At 73.6% G+C, this 19,614-nt stretch carries 9 protein-coding genes; 4 read left to right on the forward strand and 5 right to left on the reverse strand.

Translation table 11 applies throughout. The annotated features are described in order from the left end of the window. The 4 genes from AB0I72_RS15935 to AB0I72_RS15950 are packed head-to-tail and all read right to left on the reverse strand — an operon-like array spanning position 1 to position 8,967. Positions 1–1,053 carry a protein kinase gene (locus AB0I72_RS15935; protein WP_358568379.1) on the reverse strand — a complete coding sequence of 351 codons (1,053 nt, stop codon included), beginning with the start codon at positions 1,051–1,053 and terminating at the stop codon, positions 1–3. Beyond that, positions 1,046–3,295, reverse strand: a complete 2,250-nt coding sequence (locus tag AB0I72_RS15940; RefSeq protein WP_358568382.1) for a hypothetical protein — start codon at positions 3,293–3,295, stop codon at positions 1,046–1,048. The genes AB0I72_RS15935 and AB0I72_RS15940 overlap by 8 nt, the downstream gene beginning before the upstream one ends. Before the next feature lie 10 nt (positions 3,296–3,305). After that, entirely contained in the window at positions 3,306–6,461 is a 3,156-nt protein-coding gene (locus tag AB0I72_RS15945; protein WP_358568385.1) for a tubulin-like doman-containing protein, read from the reverse strand. Between the two features lie 34 nt (positions 6,462–6,495). Then, complete coding sequence (locus AB0I72_RS15950; RefSeq protein ID WP_358568388.1) at positions 6,496–8,967, reverse strand: vWA domain-containing protein; 2,472 nt, start codon at positions 8,965–8,967, stop codon at positions 6,496–6,498. Positions 8,968–9,909: 942 nt separating this feature from the next. Here AB0I72_RS15950 and AB0I72_RS15955 point away from each other — a divergent pair. After that, on the forward strand, positions 9,910–11,265 hold the full coding sequence (locus tag AB0I72_RS15955; protein WP_358568390.1) for an NAD(P)-binding protein: 1,356 nt from the start codon (positions 9,910–9,912) through the stop codon (positions 11,263–11,265). Between the two features lie 154 nt (positions 11,266–11,419). Here AB0I72_RS15955 and AB0I72_RS15960 read toward each other — a convergent pair whose 3' ends face one another. Further along, the gene (locus AB0I72_RS15960; protein ID WP_358568393.1) at positions 11,420–13,123 is read right to left on the reverse strand and encodes a family 10 glycosylhydrolase; all 1,704 of its coding nucleotides are present in this window, start codon (positions 13,121–13,123) and stop codon (positions 11,420–11,422) included. Positions 13,124–13,352: 229 nt separating this feature from the next. On the opposite strand from AB0I72_RS15960, the gene AB0I72_RS15965 reads away from it, so the two are divergent. From AB0I72_RS15965 to AB0I72_RS15975, 3 genes are all read left to right on the forward strand, one after another. After that, complete coding sequence (locus tag AB0I72_RS15965; protein ID WP_358568396.1) at positions 13,353–14,687, forward strand: isochorismate synthase; 1,335 nt, start codon at positions 13,353–13,355, stop codon at positions 14,685–14,687. 10 nt (positions 14,688–14,697) lie between these two features. Next, positions 14,698–15,147 (forward strand): GNAT family N-acetyltransferase, encoded by a 450-nt coding sequence (locus AB0I72_RS15970; protein WP_358568399.1) that lies wholly within the window; start codon positions 14,698–14,700, stop codon positions 15,145–15,147. 112 nt (positions 15,148–15,259) lie between these two features. Next, on the forward strand, positions 15,260–19,153 hold the full coding sequence (locus AB0I72_RS15975; protein ID WP_358568402.1) for a hydantoinase B/oxoprolinase family protein: 3,894 nt from the start codon (positions 15,260–15,262) through the stop codon (positions 19,151–19,153). Positions 19,154–19,614: the final 461 nt, after the last annotated feature.

The following is a 19,614-nucleotide window of genomic DNA, read 5'->3' on the forward strand; positions in this document are numbered from 1 at the left end:
TCACCCTCCGAGGAAGAACGTCAGGGCCACCAGGACCACGACCAGTGCGACGCCCGCCACCGCGCCGAGGACCCAGTACCGGCGTGCCGGGGGCGGGTCCGGCTCGGGGGCGATGAGCCAGTCCGGGCTCATCCGGCCGCCGGGGTCGGTCTCCGCCGCCGCGCGTCTGCGCCGCAGGCGCTCGTCGAAGGCGCGGTGTCCGGCGGACAGCTCGGTGTCGACGGGGCGTCGGCGCGGGGCGCGGCCGGTGAACCGCTCCAGCAGGTCGTCGGCGGAGGGGCGCAGCTCGGCGCGGTACTCGAACACGCCGCCGAGTTCGGCGGCCAGACTCCCGAAGTCCTCCAGGGGCAGGCGTGCCTCGGCCTCCACGTCGTGACCGGTCAGGACCTGGAAGAGGAGGAGCCCGGCGGACCACACGTCGTCGCGGGGGTCGCACCAGCCGGTGCCCTCGCGCTGTTCGGGCGAGGCCCAGGGCGGGGTTCCCGCCACGGCGCGCGGCACACCGACGACGGTGGCGGAGGTCAGGTCGCACACCTGCACGGTCCGGCGCTCGGGGTCCCAGAGGACGGTCCCGGGGCGGAGATCGCGGTGGACGACCTCGGCCGCGGAGAGCCAGCTGAGGGCGTTGAGCAGCCCGTCCCTGAAGGCGGCGCGCTCCTCGTCGAAGAGCTGTCGGCGTCCCAACAGTTCGCCGATGGGCTGGCCGGTGTGGGGCTGGACGAGTGCGAACGGCGTCACCGGGTCGTCGTGGTGTCCGACGAGCCGGGTGATCTCCGGTGGGTGGACGCCCCGGGCGCACCGGGCGATCCGGACCCCGGCCAGGATCGCGTCGTCGAGCTGGGTGAAGGCGCGGCCCCGGTCGCGGGCGCTTCCGGCGTGGCCGACGGCCAGACGCAGGAGGACGCTCTCCTCGTCCGCGGTCTCGACGCGGACGAGCTGGCGTGTGAGCGGGACGTTCGGGGCCGACGGCGGCAGGTCGCGCTCGGGCGTGATCCGACAGCGGACCTCGCGACCGTCCGGGGTCCGGTAGACGGCGTCCTCGGTGTCACTCATGGGCGCCGCCCGCGTGTCCGGAGAGCCCGTTGTCGCGCACCACACCTGGGCGGAGGGGGACCAGGCGGAGCACACCGGCCAGGTGCGCGCCCGCCGTCCACACGGTGTCCCCGTGCGCGTCGGTTCGCACCGTGTCCTCGTCTGTGTCGGACCGCGTGGACGTTGTGAGGGCGCGGGGGACGAACCGGACGCACCGGGGAGCGGCGGGGCCGGTGTCGAGCAACGCCAGGTGGGCGGGGTCGCAGAGCTGGAGCATGTGCCCGGACACGTCGTGGTCGAGCACCCGCGCGACCCGTTCGCGGGTCACCTCGCCGAGCGTCGCGCGTTCCCGGCCGGGGTCGGCGAAGGGCGGCGGTTCGTGCGGACCGGAACCGCGCAGGTGGTCGAGGAGGTCGTCGACCAGGTCGGTGGCGGACCGGAAGACCTGATCGTGCCGGTCGACGACACGGCCAGGGCCGGTGCGCGACTCGTCCCAGACGGGGCCGAGCGCGGAGGTGGTCAGGTCCACCAGGTCTGCGCGCAGCACCGACTCCAGTTGGTCTTCACTCTCCTGTCCCGGCGGTGGGGTGAGACGGTCGACCAGTTCGACCAGGACCCGGCCGACGGCGCGCGTCGCGCTGGCCGCCGCGACCGCCGCGTCGGACAGGCGGGTACGGGCCGTACGCAGCCGTCCCTCCTCTCGGACCACTCGGTCCACCAGCCGGGACAGCTCCGCGGCGGCCGCTCCGGCGCGTTCGGCGCCGAGCTCGGCGCGCCATCGACGCAGCCGCCACGACCAGGAGACGGCCGTCGCCGCCAGCCCCAGTCCGCCGCCGAGCAGGCCACCGACCACGGCCGCGACCGGCCCGCCGATCGGTGCGGCCGGCCCGAGGAGGGCGGCCACCCCTGTTCCCGCCAGCGTTCCGACCACCGCGGCGACGGCGTGCGCCCCCAGGGTGGCCGCGTGGCCGCCGAGTCCGCGCAGCCGGTGCAGTGTCAGGGCCAGCAGGGCGACCCAGGTCGCGGCGACCACCAGCGCGACGGCCACGCCCGCCCCTCCCCCTGCCACGGCGGGCAGCAGCGGCGCGGCGAAGGCCACCGGGAGGAGTTCCGGGACCGGGGCGGCCACGGGCACGGGCGGGGGCCGCCGGAAGGCGTCCACCAGGTCGTCGGGCACGGCTCGGCCGACCCCGGCCAGGGCCGCGTGCCGGACCGGAGGTCGCAACCGCGCGGCGGTCCGGTCCAGGTCGGCCGCCGCGTCGGCCAGGGTTCCTCGGTCGTCGAGGACGCGGCGGGGCCGGTCGGCGAGGGCCCGGAGGGCCTTCCCGTGCTCCTCGTCCACCGCGCCCGCGCCGCCGGAGCCGGGGGGCTCGGCGCCGGTCCGGCCTGGTCTCGGGGCGACGACGTCCTTCAACACGGCTTCGGCCTCGTCGCGGTGGGCGGCGAGGGCGTCGGCCAGGCCCGGCAGGTCCTCCTCGACCAGCCGCCGCGGCGTGGTGGCGGCCCACGGGCCGGTCCAGCGGGTGAGCGCGTCCAGGGTCGTGTCCGTGTGCGCGATCCACGCGCGCAGGTCCTGGTCGTTGAGGTGCGGTCCTTCGCCGCCGGAGGGGCCGGCGACCGCCGTGCCGTCACCGACGCCCTCGACGAGGTCGACCAAGTGTGCTCCGGTCGGTGCGGGCGGTCCCGGCACGGCGACCGAGCGTTCGCGGGAGGTGAGGTCGCGCGCGGCGCTGGCCAGGGCGGCGTCGACGGCGCCCGCGCCGATCTCCGATCCCACCCACAGCAGGCCGGGCGAGGCGGTCGACTCGGGCATGGACTGTCCGAGGGAGACCACGTGGTCGAAGACCTCGGGCAGGTGCAGGACGTCGATGAGCGTGTACAGACCGGTCCTGGAACCGGGCGGGGCTCCGGGGTGCGGCCGGGCCATACGGGACCGGTGCGCCGCCCAGTCCACGCCGGTCTCGTCGTCGACCCACAGGGTGGTGATGTCCCGACCGCCGCGCAGCAGCTCGGACCGGTCCAGGTGCGCGCCGTCGGAGCCGTGGACCAGTGCCCCCACCGCGACGCACACCACGGTCGACACACGCCCGCTGACGAGGGCGTCCTCATAGGCGTCGGCGTGGTCGACCAGGCGGTCGGTGTCGTCCAGGAGCAGGAGGCGGGTGGAGTGGGTCAGCGGGCTTCCGGGACCGAACCGTTCGCGGACCCTGTCACGGGCCTCGGCGAGCGTGGCCCCGCGCAGGTCGAGGTGATGCACGCTCATCGTCGCGGGGTCACCGCCCCTCGTTCCGCCGGGCCACGGCCTGTTCCAGGGCGGCGAGGTTGGCGCGCAGCGGCGCGGCCGTGCCGTGGAACTCCATCGCCAGGGCGGCGGGCAGGAGGTCGGCCCAGAACTCCCGGTACTGCCGGACGCGGCCTCGGTGGGAGCTGTGCAGTTCCTGGACGAGCGCGTCGAGCCGCTTGGCCTCGGCGTCGGTCGTCTCCCGGAGGACCTGGTAGACCTCGTGCGGATCCTCGGGTCTGCCCTCGACCCCGGTGGGCAACTCGTTCATGAGCTGGGCGCAGAACTGGCGGGTGATGGCGTCCTCCCCGTTGAAGGCCCACAGCTCGTAGGCGCGCAGCAGACTGCCCCAGGACGACGCCTCCTCCAGGGGTGTCAGGCGCAGCTGCATGGTGACGCCGCCGCCGAGGGTGAAGTGGACCTCCTCCGGGGAGCGCGGGTCGCCGACGACGCTGGCACGACCGTTCCACATGGCGTTGAGCAGCCGGTGCAGGATGTACACCCGGTGCTCCTCGGTGGTGGCCAGGTAGTCGAAGTCGTAGCCGAGGCGCTGGCGCCACCGCAGATGGTCCCCGGGTTGGGGGTGGTACACGGCATCCGACCAGTTCCGGAGGACGTCGCGGACCTCCTGGACCTCGGTGACGCTCATGCTGGTGCGGAAGAGCACGACGCTGAGCGACTCGGCGCTGACCGCCCGGAGCTCGTAGGTGATACCGGGACCGCGCGGCAGGGCGAGCGACTCCATGAGGTGGTTCTCGATCTGCCCGTTGCGGCCGGGAGCGTGGTAGGTGATGAGGACGCGCAGCGGGCCGCCGCCCTGTGGGACGAACCCGGCGGGCAGGAGCCCGGCCAACTGTGCGCGGAACTGCGCCAGGTCCTCCTCCGCGACGGGGGCGTCGCCCTGCTGGGCGGCCCGGGAGAGGAGGTCGGCAAGGCGCGGCAGCAGGGGCTGCTGGGTGGGTCCTGGGTCGCGCAGGAACTGCTTGACGGCGGACTTGAGGGTCTCGCGCAGGTGGCCGACGGCCTCCTCCGGGGACCGGTCGACGCTGATGTCGTAGGCCGTGCGCCAGGCCTCGGCGCCGACGAGCACACGAACGAGTTCGGCGTCTCCGGCGTTGGCGGGCAGCACGCCCTCCTCCTGGCGGGCCGCGGCGAGGCGGTCGCGGACCCGTCGGTAGAAGGGTTCGAGGTTCCCGCCGACCGGCGGCAGGAGGTAGGACACCCCGGTGCGCCGCTGGTAGAGCTGTTGGGCCTTGCGTTCGAAGTACTGGGGATCGCGCTGGGCGTGGCCCTCCAGCGCCTCGGTCAGGGCGGTCAGGTCACCGCTCAGCCGCGTGGTCGCCCGGGTCCAGCGCGGCGCGTTGTTGGCCCAGGCCTCGTGCCAGAGCACCTGGTTCTGCCACTCGAACCAGCGGTCCTGGTCGGCGCGCGCCTGCACGGGCAGGGGGTCGTTGTACTTGGCCTTGACCAGACCGCCCATCCTGTCGGCCAGCGGCGGGACGGTCGGGGGCACCTGGGTGACGCCGTCCGGGGGCGGGGGGCCGTTGCGCCGGTTGTTGAGGAGGCCGAAGACGCCGAGCCGCACGACCTCGTTGGCGGTGCCGGGTTGCCCGACCACGACGCGGCGGGCGTGGAAGGGGTCGACGGCCGTCAGGAGGGCACGGATGCCTGCGCGGTGGTCGAGGTTCTGGGCGAGTTCCGTGACCTCCCGGGCGAGGCGGGTCCGTCGCGCGGCCAGGCTGCGCTGCATGGAGTCGAGGCGGTCGAAGAGGGAGTGTCCGATGTCCTTGGCTCCGGTGGCGGGTCCGGGGTCGGAGAAGTTGCCCGCCGGGCGGATCAGCAGGGGGTGGATGTTGGCGGCACTGAAGAAGCTCTCGATCAGGTGGCGGTCGCCCTCGACGTCGTGCGTCGGCGCGCGCATGTCCTGCACGGCGGCGCGCAACAGGCGGGAGGCGATGATGTCGGAGAGTTCGTCGACGGGGACGGTCATGGAGGCGACCAACGCGGTCGACACGCCCCGGTTGCCGATCCCGGACTCGGCGCGTTCGTGGCGGAAGGCGGCACCGTTGATGAAGCTGTCGGCGAACGACTGGTGGGTCTCGGCGCTCCCGGCGGTGTCCCCGCGGTGTTCCATCACGGTTCCGGCCAGGGAGAGCACGAGCGAGACCACGGACCGGTGGAGGTCCTCGCGGCGGGCGCCCACGGGGCGGCTGAACAGGAAAGCGGTCTCCACGGTGGACGGTCGGATCCGGACGCGGCCCTCCACCGGGTAATGGACGTGGACCTCGTCGCGGGTACGCGAGGAGGGTCGGGTGTCGGTGGTGATGGTGCGCCCGACGGTGCCGCCGTTCTGGTGGTCGACCAGTCGGAAGATGTCCAGCAGCGCGCGCCCGGCGTTGAGGCGCGCGTGTCGGCCGCCGCCCATGCCCTCGTCGAAGGCCGAGGGCATGAGGATCAGGGGGTAGATCTTGACGTGCAGGTCGGAGCGGGCGAAGGTGTCGGCGATCAAGTGCAGGTAGTCGTAGTAGATGCCCGCGCCGGTCCCCCCCGCCACGGAGAAGGCCACGAACACGTCGCATGACCGGGGCAGGCCGCCGCCCAGGACGTTGAGGTCGCCCGCGGACGTGGCCAGCCGGTTGATGGCCTCGCCGATCGCGGCCACCGCGTGGCGGGTGCCGCCGCGGAAGGTCTCGAAGAGCGCCGCCCGCCCCACGGTGGGGAACTGTCCGGCGCCCTTGCTCAGGGGCGCGACCCGGGGTTCGCCGTCCGCGGGCGGCAGCCAGGGGGCGACAGTCTCGCCAGCGCTCAACCGCAGCGAGCGGGCGACCTCGGGGTAGGTGTGCGCGCTGGGGACGAGGTCGTGGACGTAGTGGGCGGTGGCCTCGACGGCCTGGAGGTGCTGGCTGCCAGGCACCACCTTCTCCGGGATCCGGTCCAGCTCGGAGTGGTTGACGTCGGCGTAGACGAACTGGACGCACGAGGGCAGCTGGTAGGGCAGCAGGTTCCCGCCCGGTCGCCGTTGCTGGAACTCGGTGCCGTCGGGTCCGCACAGCTCGTCACGCAGACGACGTTCGAGCTCGGCGCCGATGAGGCAGCCGGTCCCGCCGAGACCGACGTAGAGCATCGGCTGATAGAGCTTCATCGTCATGGGTGGGCCCTTCGGATGTCGGGGGTCGGGGCTGTCAGATCCACACGTCCTTCTCGGACGAGCGGGGGCCGTCGTCGCCGGGGCCCGGCGGACGCCCGTCCCGGGCGGGCCTCACGCGGTGTTCGTCGGGTTTGGGGCCGCGTCCCGCCCCCCGGCGGGAGTCGCTCACGTGGATCCCCAGGTGGTCGTGGACGGCCTCACTCAGCTCACCGATCCGCAGGGGCAGCACGCGGCCGTCGGGGGAGCGCAGGCGCACACGCTCGGGGCCGTCACGGGTCACGGTGAAGTGCGGCTCGCGAGGACCCGCGGGGTGCTCCAGGCGAGGGTCGACGCCGTCGGCCCTGATCACGAAGGGGAACTCGGTGAACCGACCGCCGCTGAGGGCACGCAGGCCGTTCCCGACCGGCTCACCGTCGCTCCGCCGGAGTTCGACGACGAGCCCGCGGACCTCGGCCGCTCTGAGCCGCAGGTCGCGCCAGACGAACAGGGACACGGCGCAGATGACGGCGAACACCAGCAGGGCTGTCCACACCCACCAGTACCGCTCCAGGAGGCTGGGAGGTTCACGGACCTGCACGTGGAGGGGTTGGGTGGCGCCGATCCAGGTCCCGGCCACGTCCGTGGCGACGACCTCGAGGGTGCCCTCTCCGGGGGATCCGACCTCGACGATCTCATAGGTGAAGGCCACGGGGTCGCCCGTTCCGCCGGGCTCCGCCGTCACGGTGGCCGGGGTGAGCCGAGCGTCGACTCCGGCCGGGGCGTTGAGGGTGAGGGCGACCTCCTCGGCCTCCGTTCCGTTGTTGGTGACGGTCACCTCACCGGCCCCGCTCATGCCCGTCCACAGCTCACCGGGGACGTCGTCGAAGGCGACCGCCGCGCTGAGCGGGGGTCCGCCCCGGGCGATGCTCAGCGAGAGGGTTCGCTGGTCGGCGGCCACACCCGGGCCGCGGACCGTGCCGGTCAGGTGGAGGGTGCCCTCCTGGTCGGGGAGGGTGAGCACCCCGCTGAACTCGCCGTCGCCGGAGTCGGGGTCGGCGCCCGTGCCGTCGTCGCGGACCTCGACGGAGCCCCCGTCCAGGCCCAACCCGTCGGCGGTCAGGTCGAAGTCGAGCGCCTCGAAGGCCTCGGGGTCGGTGATGACGTCGTCGTCGCGGGTGCGCAGGGTCAGATGGACGTCGAGATCGCTGCCGGGGGCCTGGTCGCCGCCGTGGGTGAGGGTGGCGCGGATGCGGCCCTGCCACTGGGCGGTGGCGGTCACCAGTTCTTCTCCGCCGCCGGGCGGGGAGGTGAGCCGGACGGTCCAGGCACCCGGGCGCGGGTAGCCGATGTGGAGGACCTCGACGGCGCTGTTGCGTCCGCTGTGGCTGATGGTGGACCCGTCGTACTCGTCCTCGTCCTCGTCGAGGGGGACGGTGACGCCCGCGGGGTCGACGTACTCGACGGTGATGGCGGGGTCGTTCTTGTTGACGATCAACGTGCCCTCGGTGGCGATGACCGGGATGTCCACGGTCAGGTCGAGCCCGTCGCCGGGGCCGAGGATGTCGCTGTCGGGTTCGCCGAGGCCGGAGCAGGAGGCTGCGGCCAGGGCCTCCTGGAGTGAGCGGACGACGTCCTCGGAGGATTCGGCGACCCGTGCGGTGGGGCGGGCGACCTCCTGACTCTCGCAGGAGCGGTCGTGGCCGGAGGCGGCCATGTCGTCCAAGCGGTCGCGGTCGATCCGGGAGCCGAAGCCGAGCGGCCAGATCTGCACCTGCTCGTCGCGGGCTTGGGCGAGGCGGTCGTCGAGCGCGTCCTCGGCCCCCTCGCGGCGTTCGGCGGGGGTGTCGCCGTACTGGTCGTTGCGGGGGACGTCCAGGGTGCCGTCGGTCAGGAGGAAGACGATGCGCATGGCGCCGTCGGGACCGTCGGCCAGGTGCTCCAGGGCCACGCGCAGCGCCTCGGCGTGGTCGGTGTCGTTGCCCTCCTCGGACTCGCGTCGACGCAGGTCGGAGACACAGTCGGCGAGGTATTGGCGGCCGGTGCCCTCGTCCACGACGGTGGGTTGGCACACGTCGCGGGCCGCGCGGAGCGTGCTGCCGCCCTCGATATCGCTACCGAAGCCGACCACGGTGATGCGGGAGCCGGGGTTGTTGATGCTCTGGGCGATGGTGGAGGCGGCCTGGGTCTCCTCCTCGACGTCGGCGTCGCTCAGGCTGCCGGACTCGTCGACCAGGACGACCACGTCCAGGGGGCGGTCGGCGTCGGAGCCCTCCGGGGTGTCCGAGGGCACGGCGGTCTCGGGGTCCTCCGGATCGGGGGCTGGGTCGGCGGGCTCGTCCTCGGTTTCCTGGTCGCCCTCCTCGGTGGCGGCCGCGGACGCCGGGACGTGTGCGTGGGGTGCGAACGGGGCTGGCGCGAACCCACTGGTCGTGAGGACGAGAACGGCGGCGGTGAGGGGGGCGACGCGGCGGGCGATCGCGGCGATCCCGTGGGAGCACGCCTGGCGTGCCTGCCGAACCGAATCCAATCAGCCCCTCCTCAGGAACGGAATGTCCTTCCGCGCGCTTTCTCGCACAGAGGGATATTTTACGGTTTCCGCCATATCCCATCAAATCAAGAAAGTTTCCAGAGATACGTGTGTGAAGGAAGTCAGTCATTGCGACTGAAAATCACGTGTTCCACGTTTTCAGACGAGTATCCCGATAACGAACATCGGGATACTTCATGCCTAGAAGCGACTATAATGGCGACTCTGGGAATTCCGGGGCGTACGTGAAACCCGGGCACCGACCCATGGGAGGGGCCGGGGACCGTGCGCAGGTGGTTCATCCCAGAACCACCGGGTGGATGGCGCCCTCGCCGCACGGCGCCATGCGCACCCGGGCTCCGTGTCCGGGATCTCGAACCGACGCCCGACCGAACGAGGACTCATCCCCGAACGGCCGCGTCTTCCCGACCCGCACGACGCCGACAACGGCACACGTACGTGTCCCCCGGCCCCCGAAGGAGCCGCCGTGCTGGCGGGACCGAGTCCTCGCGGCTTCGTCGGACCCCGACGCGGCCACCCCGGCCAAGGACCGTCCCAGAGCCGTCGGCCGTGTGACTCCGGTGCGGGCGGCGAGCGCGCAAGACCGGTCGGGAGCGATCATCGTGGCCCTCCCACCTGGAACGACGTCCCGCGGGCCGGGGACACCCCTGGCACGACCCCGAGCGGGTCGCCGACGACACCGACGTCTACACTGTGGCCTCAGGCAGCGACCTTATCCTGGTTTGTCCGGAATTCGGTGGTTATCTCCCCTCCCTTCCGGCCGCCGCGCGACGTTCACGCCATCCGGGTGCGCCGATCACGAATCCCACCCCGGGCCGACGCGCACTCCGACACCGACGCGCGGGCCGTCACGCATCACCCGATCACCACGACACCGGTGGGACAGACCGTCCGACCGCCCCACCAGGGATGAACCGACCCATGAGCCAGGAGCACGCCTCCGTCCAGCACCGCTCGTTCGTCATCGTCGGCGACACCAACCTGGCGCGCGGGGTGTGCGCGTCTCTCCAGAAGGAGGACCACGCCGTCCAGCACCTCGTCCAGCCCGGTGACGGGGAACTGCGTGCGGCGATGGCGACGCCCCACGACGCCGTCGCGGTACTGCTGCACGACGACGCCGCCGCCCTGCGGTACGCGCTGGCGGTCGCGCACATCTCTTCCGACGTTCCGATCGTCGTGACCATCTTCGACCGGACCGTGGCCGACGAACTCCTCCGGCTGCTCCCGCGGTGCCACGTCACGTCTCCGGCTGATCTGGTGGCTCCCGCCCTGGCCGGACCGTGCGCGGACGCCGGACTCGTCGCGCTGTACGGCGCGGCCGGCTCCGCGCGGGCGGTCCGGATGACCGACGAGGGCACGCCGACCGCCGAGGAGTGGACGGGCGGACGCACGGGTTTGCGCTCCTGGTGGGGGCGGGTGGCCGGGCAGTTGCGTTCGTACGATCCGGGCACCCGCCTCATGCTCGGAGGCCTGACCGGAATCGTCGCGTCGCTGCTCTGCGACTGGGTGTGGCTGCTCAGCCTCGGCCACCCGCCCGCCCAGGCCCTCTTCGACGCCGCCCGCGTCGTCGCCGCCGTCGGACCGGCGACCGCCGCGGAGCACTCGACCGCCTACCAGCTGGTGGCCAGCGCTCTCATGCTCGGCACGATCGTGTTCACCGCCATGTTCACCGCCGGTCTCATCGAGCGCATGCTCGGCCCCCGACTGGTCGGGCTGATCGGGTCCCGTACCGTGCCCCGCTTCGGACACGTGATCGTCGTCGGCATGGGCCAGGTCGGGCTCCGCCTGTGCTGCGAACTGCGGCGCCTGGGCGTCCCCGTCGTCGGTGTGGAACGGGACCCGCACGCGCCGAACGTACGCCTCGCCCGGTCCCTGGGCATCCCGGTGGTGGCCGGACACGGAGGTGACCGTGCCGTCCTGGAGCGACTGCATCTGCGCCGCGCCCGGGCCCTGGCCGCCGTCGGCTCCGACGACCTCGACAACATCGCCGTCGCCATCGCCGCACAGGGCATCTCCCCGGGGACCAGGGTCGTCCTGCGGGCGGGCGAGCACGAGGCGATCGCCGAGACCCGCTCGCTCCTGCCCCTGGGCACGATCCGCGACGTGACCAGTCTGTCCTCCGCCTACGTCCTGGAGCGGCTCCTGCGCGGGCGGGCCACCGGCGTCGTCGCGCGCCAACACGAGGTGTTCGTGCGCCTGCCCGACGGCACCTTCGCCCTCTGGCCGCTCGCCGCGCGCCGGGGATGCGCGCACGTGGACGCCGCGGTCTCGGTGTAGGGGCGGCACCCGTTCGGGGGAGTCGGCCTCCGTGGCGTTCACGCGCCGCAGCACGGCCCTGTTTCGGCGCGACCGCCTCCCGGACGCCGAACAGCCGGGACCCGTGGTCGTCGGCGCCGATCTCCCTTGCGACGCCCGTGCCCGACGGACGCCGCTACCCCCGCACGCGGGCGATCTCGCTGACCGGCCCCTCGCTGCGGAAGACGTCGAGGGCGGTGACCACGTACCCCTCCCCGTCCTCGACCGGGGCGGCGTCGGTCAGCGATGTCCCGCCGGTGACGCCCACGAGGTCCCCGGGCTCCAGGCTCGGGCACGCCCCGGGGTCGTCGGCGGAGCCCGCACCGCCCGGCGCGACCCGGTACACCGCGTAGAAGCGGGCGCCCTCGACCGGCTCCCACTCCACGTCGACCCGGTCGCCGTCGGCCCCGGCGACCACGGCCCCGACCCGCCCGGTCAGCGGTTCGTGGCCCTCCGGCGCCGTCCCCGGCGGGAGCGCCGGGTGGGGGTAGTGGGTCTCGGCCAGGTGGGCGTAGGCCTCGGCCGCGTTCTCTCTCAGGCTCTTGACGGAGAAGTAGATGTCCCCGCCGACCTGGGTGTTCTCCCCGGAGTAGTCGAGCTGCGTGCTCAGCGCGTCCTCGTCGCGCCAGCCGTCGTCGCCCACCCGGTAGGCGGCCTGCCCGATGTACAGGTCCACCCCGGTGCCCTCGACCTCGTCCGCCCACCAGTCGGTCAGGGTCTCGTAGTCCGCGGTGTCGAACCCCCGGTCCCAGTACAGCTGCGGGGCGACGTAGTCGATCGTGCCGTCCTGGATCCAGGTGCGGGTGTCCGCGTACTGGGCGTCGTAGGACTCCAGTCCCGACGTCCGCGAGCCGGAGGCGTCGCTGTCCCGGTTCCGCCAGATCCCGAACGGCGAGATGCCGAAGCTCACCCAGGGCTTGGCCGCCTGGATGCCCTCGTGCACGTCGGCGACCAGCCGGTTGACGTTGTCGCGGCGCCAGTCGGCGCGGTCGTCGAAGCCGTCGCCGTACTCCTCCCACGTGGCGTCGTCGTCGAAGACCTCGCCCTGCTGGGGGTAGGGGTAGAAGTAGTCGTCGAAGTGCACGCCGTCGACGTCGTAGCGTTCCACGACGTCCAGGACGACGTCGGTGACCCAGGCGCGGACCTCGGGTTCGCCGGGGTCGAGGTAGGCCTCCTCGCCGTGCTCGACCACCCAGTCGGGGTTCTCCTCGGCCGGGTGCCCCTCGGCCAGGTTGGCCAGGTCCGGATCGAGGAAGCCCACCCGGTAGGGGTTGAACCAGGCGTGCAGCTCCAGGCCGCGCCGGTGGGCCCCCTCCACCGCGTACTCCAACGGGTCGTAACCGGGATCGCCGCCCTGTTCCCCGGTCAGGTAGCGCGCCCACGGCTCCAGGTCGGACTCGTAGACGGCGTCGGCGGTGGGGCGCACGTGCAGGAACACCGCGTTGAGCCCCAGGTCGGCGGCGTCGTCCAGGTAGGCGTCCAGCTCCTCGCGCTGTTCCTCGGCGGACAGGCCCGGTTCGGAGGGCCAGTCGATGTTGCGGACGGTGGTGAGCCAGGCGCCGCGCATCCGGCGCTCCCCCTGGTCCGCCTCGCACACCTGGGGCGCGGCGGAGGGCGACTCCGCCGGGTCCGTCGCACCGGGCTCGGTCCCGCCCGCCGTGGCGGAGGAGGCGTCCGAGGGCGAGGGACCGGACGGCGGGACGGACCCGGCCCGACCCGTACCGTCCACGGTGTCTGCGGAGGGTGAGCATCCCGACAGCAGCACGGCGGTCGCCACGACCGCCGCGACCCACCGCGTCGCCGCACGCGGCGCGGCCGCCACCCGTGCCCGCACGCCCATGTCCACGCTCCTCCACGCCCCGTGCCACACCGCCGTCCGCGGCGCGCCGGACATCAGAGTAGGGGAAATCGTCAAGGTTCGGACACGATCCGACCAAGCTGTGGACAACCGGGCAACCCCTCAGGATATGAGCGCTCCGTCCCCGCCGGTGCGGCGCCGCCCCCGGACCCCCGCGACGTACGACCGACCCCGGCACGGGGTTCCGGACGACCTCCTAGACTCGGTGTCCGTGAACGCCCTCCTGAGCCCTCCGAAACTGTTCGTCCGCACCGTGCCGCTGCGCGACGGCACCGGAAGCCTGGTGCGCCGCCTGCCCGCCGAGGCCCCCCTGGCCTGGCTGACCGGTGAGGACGGCATCGTGGGCTGGGGCGCCGCCGCACGGCTGGACGTCGACGGCGCTCCCGCCCACACGGAGCCCACCGACACCGACCGCTTCACGCGGGCCGCGCGCTGGTTCGGGGAGCTGTGCGAGCACGCCGTCGTGGAGGACGGGGTCGGCCTGCCCGGGACCGGGCCGGTCACCTTCGGCACGTTCACCTTCGCGCCCACCTCGGACGGATCGGCGCTGGTCGTGCCCCGCGTGCTGGTGGGCAGACGCGGCGGTCGCGCGTGGGTGACCACCGTGACCGACGAACCGGACGCCCGCCCCGAAGACCTCCTCTCCCCCACCCCGGCCCCGCTCCCGATCGGCCCCGTCTCCTGGACCCCCGGGTCCCTCAGCGGCCGGGAGTGGATGGACGCCGTCGCCGACACCGTCGACCGCATCCGCTCCGGCCCGCTCGACAAGGCGGTGCTGGCGCGCGACGCCGTCGCCGAGGCCGAGGCGCCCATCGACGTGCGCACCCTCCTGGAGCGCCTGCGCCTGCGCTATCCGAGCTGCTTCACCTTCTCCGTCGACGGCATGGTCGGCGCCACCCCGGAGCTGCTGCTGCGCCGCGAGGGCGACCGGCTGACCTCCCTGGTGCTGGCCGGAACCCGACCGCGCGGACGCAACGCCGCCGAGGACCGCCGACTGGGAGAGGAACTCCTGGCCTCGGCCAAGGACGTCGAGGAGCACGGCCTGGCGGTGGACTCCCTGCGCACCGCTCTGGAGCCGCTCTCGCGGGAACTGTCCGTCCCCTCCACCCCCGAGCTGCTCGCCCTCGCCAACGTCCAGCACCTGGCCACGCGCGCCCACGCCCGCCTGGCGGCCGGGGTGTCGGCTCTGGACGCGGCGGCTGCCCTGCACCCGACCGCCGCCGTCGGCGGGACCCCCACGGCGGCGGCCATGCGCCTGATCGCCGAGGTCGAGGGCATGGACCGGGGCGGATACGCGGGTCCCGTGGGCTGGCTGGACGGCGCGGGCAACGCGGAGTGGGGGATCGCGCTGCGTTCGGCCCGCGTGGAGGGCTCCCGCGCCCGGCTGTTCGCGGGGTGCGGGATCGTCGCCGGGTCGGATCCCGCCTCCGAGCTGGCCGAGACCGAGTCCAAGTTCCGGGTGATGCGCGAGGCCCTCACCGACCCCGCCGAGGAGGGGCTGGTCGCGTCAGTCCCGGGACACGCGCGCGTAACACGACAGCACTAACCTGCGTCCCATGCGCACCGACGTTGTCTCCTGGGACGATCCCGACGCCACCCGCCTGCGAGCCCTCCAGCGGACCGAGATCGCCGAGCGGTACGGCACCCCCGACTCCGAACCGGGCACTCCTCCGTCCGCCGAGGACATCGCGGTGTTCGTCCTGGCGCGCGACGGCGACGGCACGGCCGTGGGCTGCGGAGGCCTGCGCGACCTCGGCGACGGCAGCGGCGAGGTCAAGCGGATGTTCGTCCTCCCCGAGCGGCGGGGGTCGGGCGCGGCGCCGCTGGTGCTGGCGGCCCTGGAGGAGTGGGCGCGCGAGCGGGGGTGGAAGCGGCTCCGGCTGGAGACGGGCGACCGCCAGCCGGACGCCGTGCGCTTCTACGCCCGTTCGGGGTACGAGCCCATTCCGAGGTTCGGCGCCTACGTCGACTGCGCGTCCTCCCTCTGCTTCGAGAAGGTCCTCTAGCCCCCGGTTGTCCACAGCCGCGTGATCGGTCTGTCACCGGCCGTCCCTCTCGGGTCATCATGAATCGGGGGCGCTCGACGCGCCGCCGAGGGTGTGGACCGAGGAGGATCGCATGGGCGGAGCCGACCGGGGCGGGGGCTGGCAGTTCTGGGTGGACCGCGGTGGCACGTTCACCGACGTCGTCGCCAGACGCCCGGACGGACGCCTGCTCACGCACAAGCTGCTGTCCGAGGACCCGCGCCGCTACGAGGACGCCGCCGTCGCGGGGATCGAGGCACTGCTCACCGGGAGGAGCGGGGAGGCCGGTCAGGGTCCCGCCGCCGTCGACCGCACCGGGATCGACGCGATCCGGATGGGCACCACCGTGGCCACCAACGCCCTCCTGGAACGCGCCGGAGAGCGGACGGCGCTGGTGGTCACGCGCGGGTTCGGGGACGCGTTGCGGATCGGCTACCAGGACCGGCCGCGGATCTTCGACCGGCACATCGTGCTGCCCGACCAGCTCTACGCCAGGGTCGTGGAGGTGGACGAGCGGGTCACCGCCCAGGGCGAGGTGCTGCGCGAACCCGACCTGGAGCGGCTCGCCGCCGCCCTGGAACGGGTCCGTGAGGACGGCGTCGGCGCCGTGGCCGTCGTCTGCCTGCACAGCCACCTGTACCCCGAGCACGAACGGCGGATCGGCGCGCTGGCCCGACGGCTGGGGTTCGGTCAGGTGTCGCTGTCCAGCGAGGTCAGCCCGCTGATGAAGCTCGTCCCGCGCGGGGACACCACGGTGGTGGACGCCTACCTGTCACCGGTGCTGCGCCGCTACGTGCGCGGGGTCGCCGGGCGGCTCAGCGGTGTGCGGCTCATGTTCATGCAGTCCAACGGGGGGTTGGCCGAGGCCGGACACTTCCGGGGCAAGGACGCGATCCTGTCCGGGCCGGCGGGCGGGATCGTCGGGATGGCGCGGCTGTCCCGGATGGCGGGCTACGACCGGGTGATCGGCTTCGACATGGGCGGTACCTCCACCGACGTCTCGCACCACACGGGCGAGCTGGAACGCGTCTTCCACACGCGGGTGGCGGGGGTGCGGCTGCGCGCTCCGATGCTGGACATCCACACGGTCGCGGCGGGCGGCGGGTCCGTCCTGCGGTTCGCGGGCGGCCGGTACCAGGCGGGCCCCGACTCGGCGGGCGCCGACCCCGGCCCGTGCTGCTACCGGCACGGCGGCCCGCTGACGGTGACCGACGCCAACGTGTTGCTCGGGCGGATCCAACCGCACCACTTCCCGTCGGTCTTCGGGCCCGGGGGAGACCAGCCGATCGACACCGCCGGGGTGCGGCGGGCCTTCGCCGACCTGGCGGCCCGCATCCGGGACGAGACGGGGGACGAACGCCCCGTCGAGGAGGTCGCCGAGGGGTTCCTGCGGGTGGCCGTGGAGAACATGGCCAACGCCGTCAAGCGGATCTCCGTGCGTAAGGGCCACGACGTCACCGAGTACGCCCTGACCACGTTCGGCGGCGCGGGCGGCCAGCACGCGTGCGCGGTGGCCGACTCCCTGGGTGTGCGCACGGTGCTCGTCCCGCCGATGGCCGGGGTGCTGTCGGCGCTGGGGATCGGGCTGGCCGACACCACGGCGATGCGGCAGCAGTCGGTGGAGGCCCGGTTGGCGCCCGACCTGCTGGACCGGCTGGGCGAGGTCGCCGACGACCTGGCGGCGAGAACGCGCGGAGAGCTGGTCGACGAGGGGGTCCCGGAGTCGCGGATCAGCGTGTCGCGCCAGGTCCACCTGCGGTACGAGGGCACCGACACCGCCGTGCCGGTCGACCTGGCCGGGGTCGAGGAGATGTCCCGCGACTTCACCGCCGCCCATCAGCGGATCTACTCCTTCACCATGGACCGCCCCCTGGTGGCGGAGGCCGTGGCGGTGGAGGCGGTCGGGGCCACCGAGCAGCCCGACCTGTCGGGCCTGGGCACGGCCGACGCGCCGGAGGACGGGGCGGGCACGGAAGCGCCCGAGGGTCTCCCTGACGCGAAGGACCGGAAGGGTCCCCCGGACGGGCGGGTCGGGGAGGACTCTTCGGACGCGAACGCGCCGAGGGGACTCCCCGACATCGACGTACCGGAGCGTTCTGCACGCGCGGAGGACCGGGAGGACTCCTCCGACGCGAACACGCCGGACGGGACCCCCGGTGGTGAGGGGACACAGGGCACCCCCGGTGTGGAGGGGCCGGAGGGGGGCCGGGAGACGGACGCTCCCCCCGACGAGACCGTGCGCGTGTACACGGCGGGCGCCTGGCGGGACGCCCCCCTGTACCGGCGCGACGGGCTGCGACCGGGAGCGCGGGTGTCGGGACCCGCGATCATCACCGAGGCCAACGCCACCACCGTCGTCGACGCCGGGTGGCGGGCGGTGGCCCGGCGCACCGGACACCTGGTGCTGGAGCGGACGGCGGCCCGTGCGGAGGGCGCGGCCGACACCGGCGTCGACCCCGTGCTGTTGGAGGTGTTCAACAACCTGTTCATGTCGATCGCCGAGCAGATGGGCGCCCGGCTGGAGGCCACCGCGCAGTCGGTCAACATCCGGGAGCGGCTCGACTTCTCCTGCGCGCTGTTCGACCCGGACGGGTACCTGGTGGCCAACGCTCCGCACATGCCGGTGCACCTGGGGTCGATGGGGTCCACCATCCGTGAGGTGATCCGGCGCAACGCCGGCACCGTGCGGCGGGGCGACGTGTACGCGATCAACGACCCCTACCACGGGGGCACGCACCTGCCGGACGTGACGGTGGTGACGCCGGTGTTCGGCGCCGGGGGCGACCGGCCGGTCTTCTTCGTCGCCTCGCGCGGCCACCACGCCGAGATCGGCGGGATCACCCCGGGGTCGATGCCCGCGACCAGTCGGCACGTGGACGAGGAGGGGGTGCTCCTCGACAACTGGTTGCTCGTGCGCGGGGGACGGTTCCTGGAGGAGGAGACGCGGCGGCTGCTCACCGGGGCCCCGTACCCCTCGCGCGCGCCCGAGGTGAACCTGGCCGACCTGCGCGCCCAGATCGCGGCCAACGCCAAGGGGGCGGAGGAGGTCGGCCGGATGATCGACCACTTCGGCCTGGACGTCGTGCAGGCCTACATGGGGCACGTCCGCGACAACGCCGAGCAGGCGATCCGCACGGTCATCGACTCCCTCCGCGACGGTTCGGCGCGCTACGAGATGGACTCGGGCGCGGTGGTGGCCGTGCGGATCGGGGTCGACCGGGAGCACCGGTCGGCGGTGGTCGACTTCACCGGAACGTCAGCCCAGCTCGGCACGAACTTCAACGCGCCCTCGTCCGTGGCCACGGCGGCCGTGCTCTACGTGTTCCGTACCCTGGTCGCCGCGGACATCCCGCTCAACGACGGGTGTCTGGTGCCGCTGCGGATCGTCATCCCGCCGGACACGATGCTCTCCCCCACGCACCCGGCCGCGGTCGTCGCGGGCAACGTGGAGACCTCCCAGGCGATCACCGGGGCTCTGTACCAGGCGCTGGGGGTGCAGGCCGAGGGGTCGGGGACGATGAACAACGTGACCTTCGGCGACGACCGGCACCAGTACTACGAGACGGTGTCCTCCGGTTCGGGAGCCGGAGACGGGTTCGACGGAACCTCCGTGGTCCAGACGCACATGACCAACTCCCGGATGACCGACCCCGAGGTGCTGGAGTGGCGGTTCCCGGTGCTGCTGGAGGAGTTCGCGATCCGGCGCGGCAGCGGCGGCGCGGGCACGTGGCGCGGCGGGGACGGCGCGGTGCGTCGGCTGCGGTTCCGGGAGCCGATGACGGTGACCACCCTGTCCGGGCACCGCCGGGTGCCGCCGTACGGGATGGCGGGCGGCGAGCCCGGCGCCCTGGGCGAGAACAGCGTCCGGCGCGCGTCGGGGGAGGTCGAGCGGCTGCGCGGGTGCGACTCGGTGCGGATGGGCGCGGGGGACGAGCTGGTCATCCGAACCCCGGGAGGAGGGGGGTACGGTCCGCCCGCGCAGGAGTGACGGTGGCCGCGACCCCGCGCCCCGTACGTCACCCTCGTCAGCGGTCGACCGCGTGGGCCGAGTGCCGCGCCAGAGGTCAAGGCGCCGCGACGTCGCTCCCCTTCGTACGCGGCGGCAGTCCGACTCCTGCCCGCGAGACGTCGAACCGGTGTCTGGCGTGCGGCCTCTTCGACCGGCCCGTCGACCGGGAGACGCGCTCCGGGCTGGGAGGGTCGATCGTGCGACCGCCACGGCGCACAGCGCCCCCGGGCGGGCCCGCGCGGCGGTCGGGTCGCCCCGATCGCACGGACGCAGCGCGCCTGCGTCGGCCCGCTGACGACCCTGAGGCGTGTGCGCGCTCCGGGACCCACGCCCGGGCGGTCGCTTCGTCCGCGGTCGGCGGGCCGTCGCCAGCGGGCCGGGCACACCGGTCACGGACCCGGCGTGCGACGGGGCGCCCCCGCCGCACGCCGGGCTTCGCT

Origin of the sequence: Nocardiopsis sp. NPDC049922 (genome assembly GCF_040660275.1) — a bacterium.
Classification (GTDB): Bacteria; Actinomycetota; Actinomycetes; order Streptosporangiales; family Streptosporangiaceae; genus Nocardiopsis.

Coding starts and splice junctions, on each gene's coding strand:
- AB0I72_RS15955 (WP_358568390.1), top strand. CDS start 9,910: ATGAGCCAGGAGCACGCCTCCGTCCAGCACCGCTCGTTCGTCATCGTC.
- AB0I72_RS15960 (WP_358568393.1), bottom strand. CDS start 13,123: ATGGGCGTGCGGGCACGGGTGGCGGCCGCGCCGCGTGCGGCGACGCGG.
- AB0I72_RS15940 (WP_358568382.1), bottom strand. CDS start 3,295: ATGAGCGTGCATCACCTCGACCTGCGCGGGGCCACGCTCGCCGAGGCC.
- AB0I72_RS15975 (WP_358568402.1), top strand. CDS start 15,260: ATGGGCGGAGCCGACCGGGGCGGGGGCTGGCAGTTCTGGGTGGACCGC.
- AB0I72_RS15935 (WP_358568379.1), bottom strand. CDS start 1,053: ATGAGTGACACCGAGGACGCCGTCTACCGGACCCCGGACGGTCGCGAG.
- AB0I72_RS15945 (WP_358568385.1), bottom strand. CDS start 6,461: ATGACGATGAAGCTCTATCAGCCGATGCTCTACGTCGGTCTCGGCGGG.
- AB0I72_RS15970 (WP_358568399.1), top strand. CDS start 14,698: ATGCGCACCGACGTTGTCTCCTGGGACGATCCCGACGCCACCCGCCTG.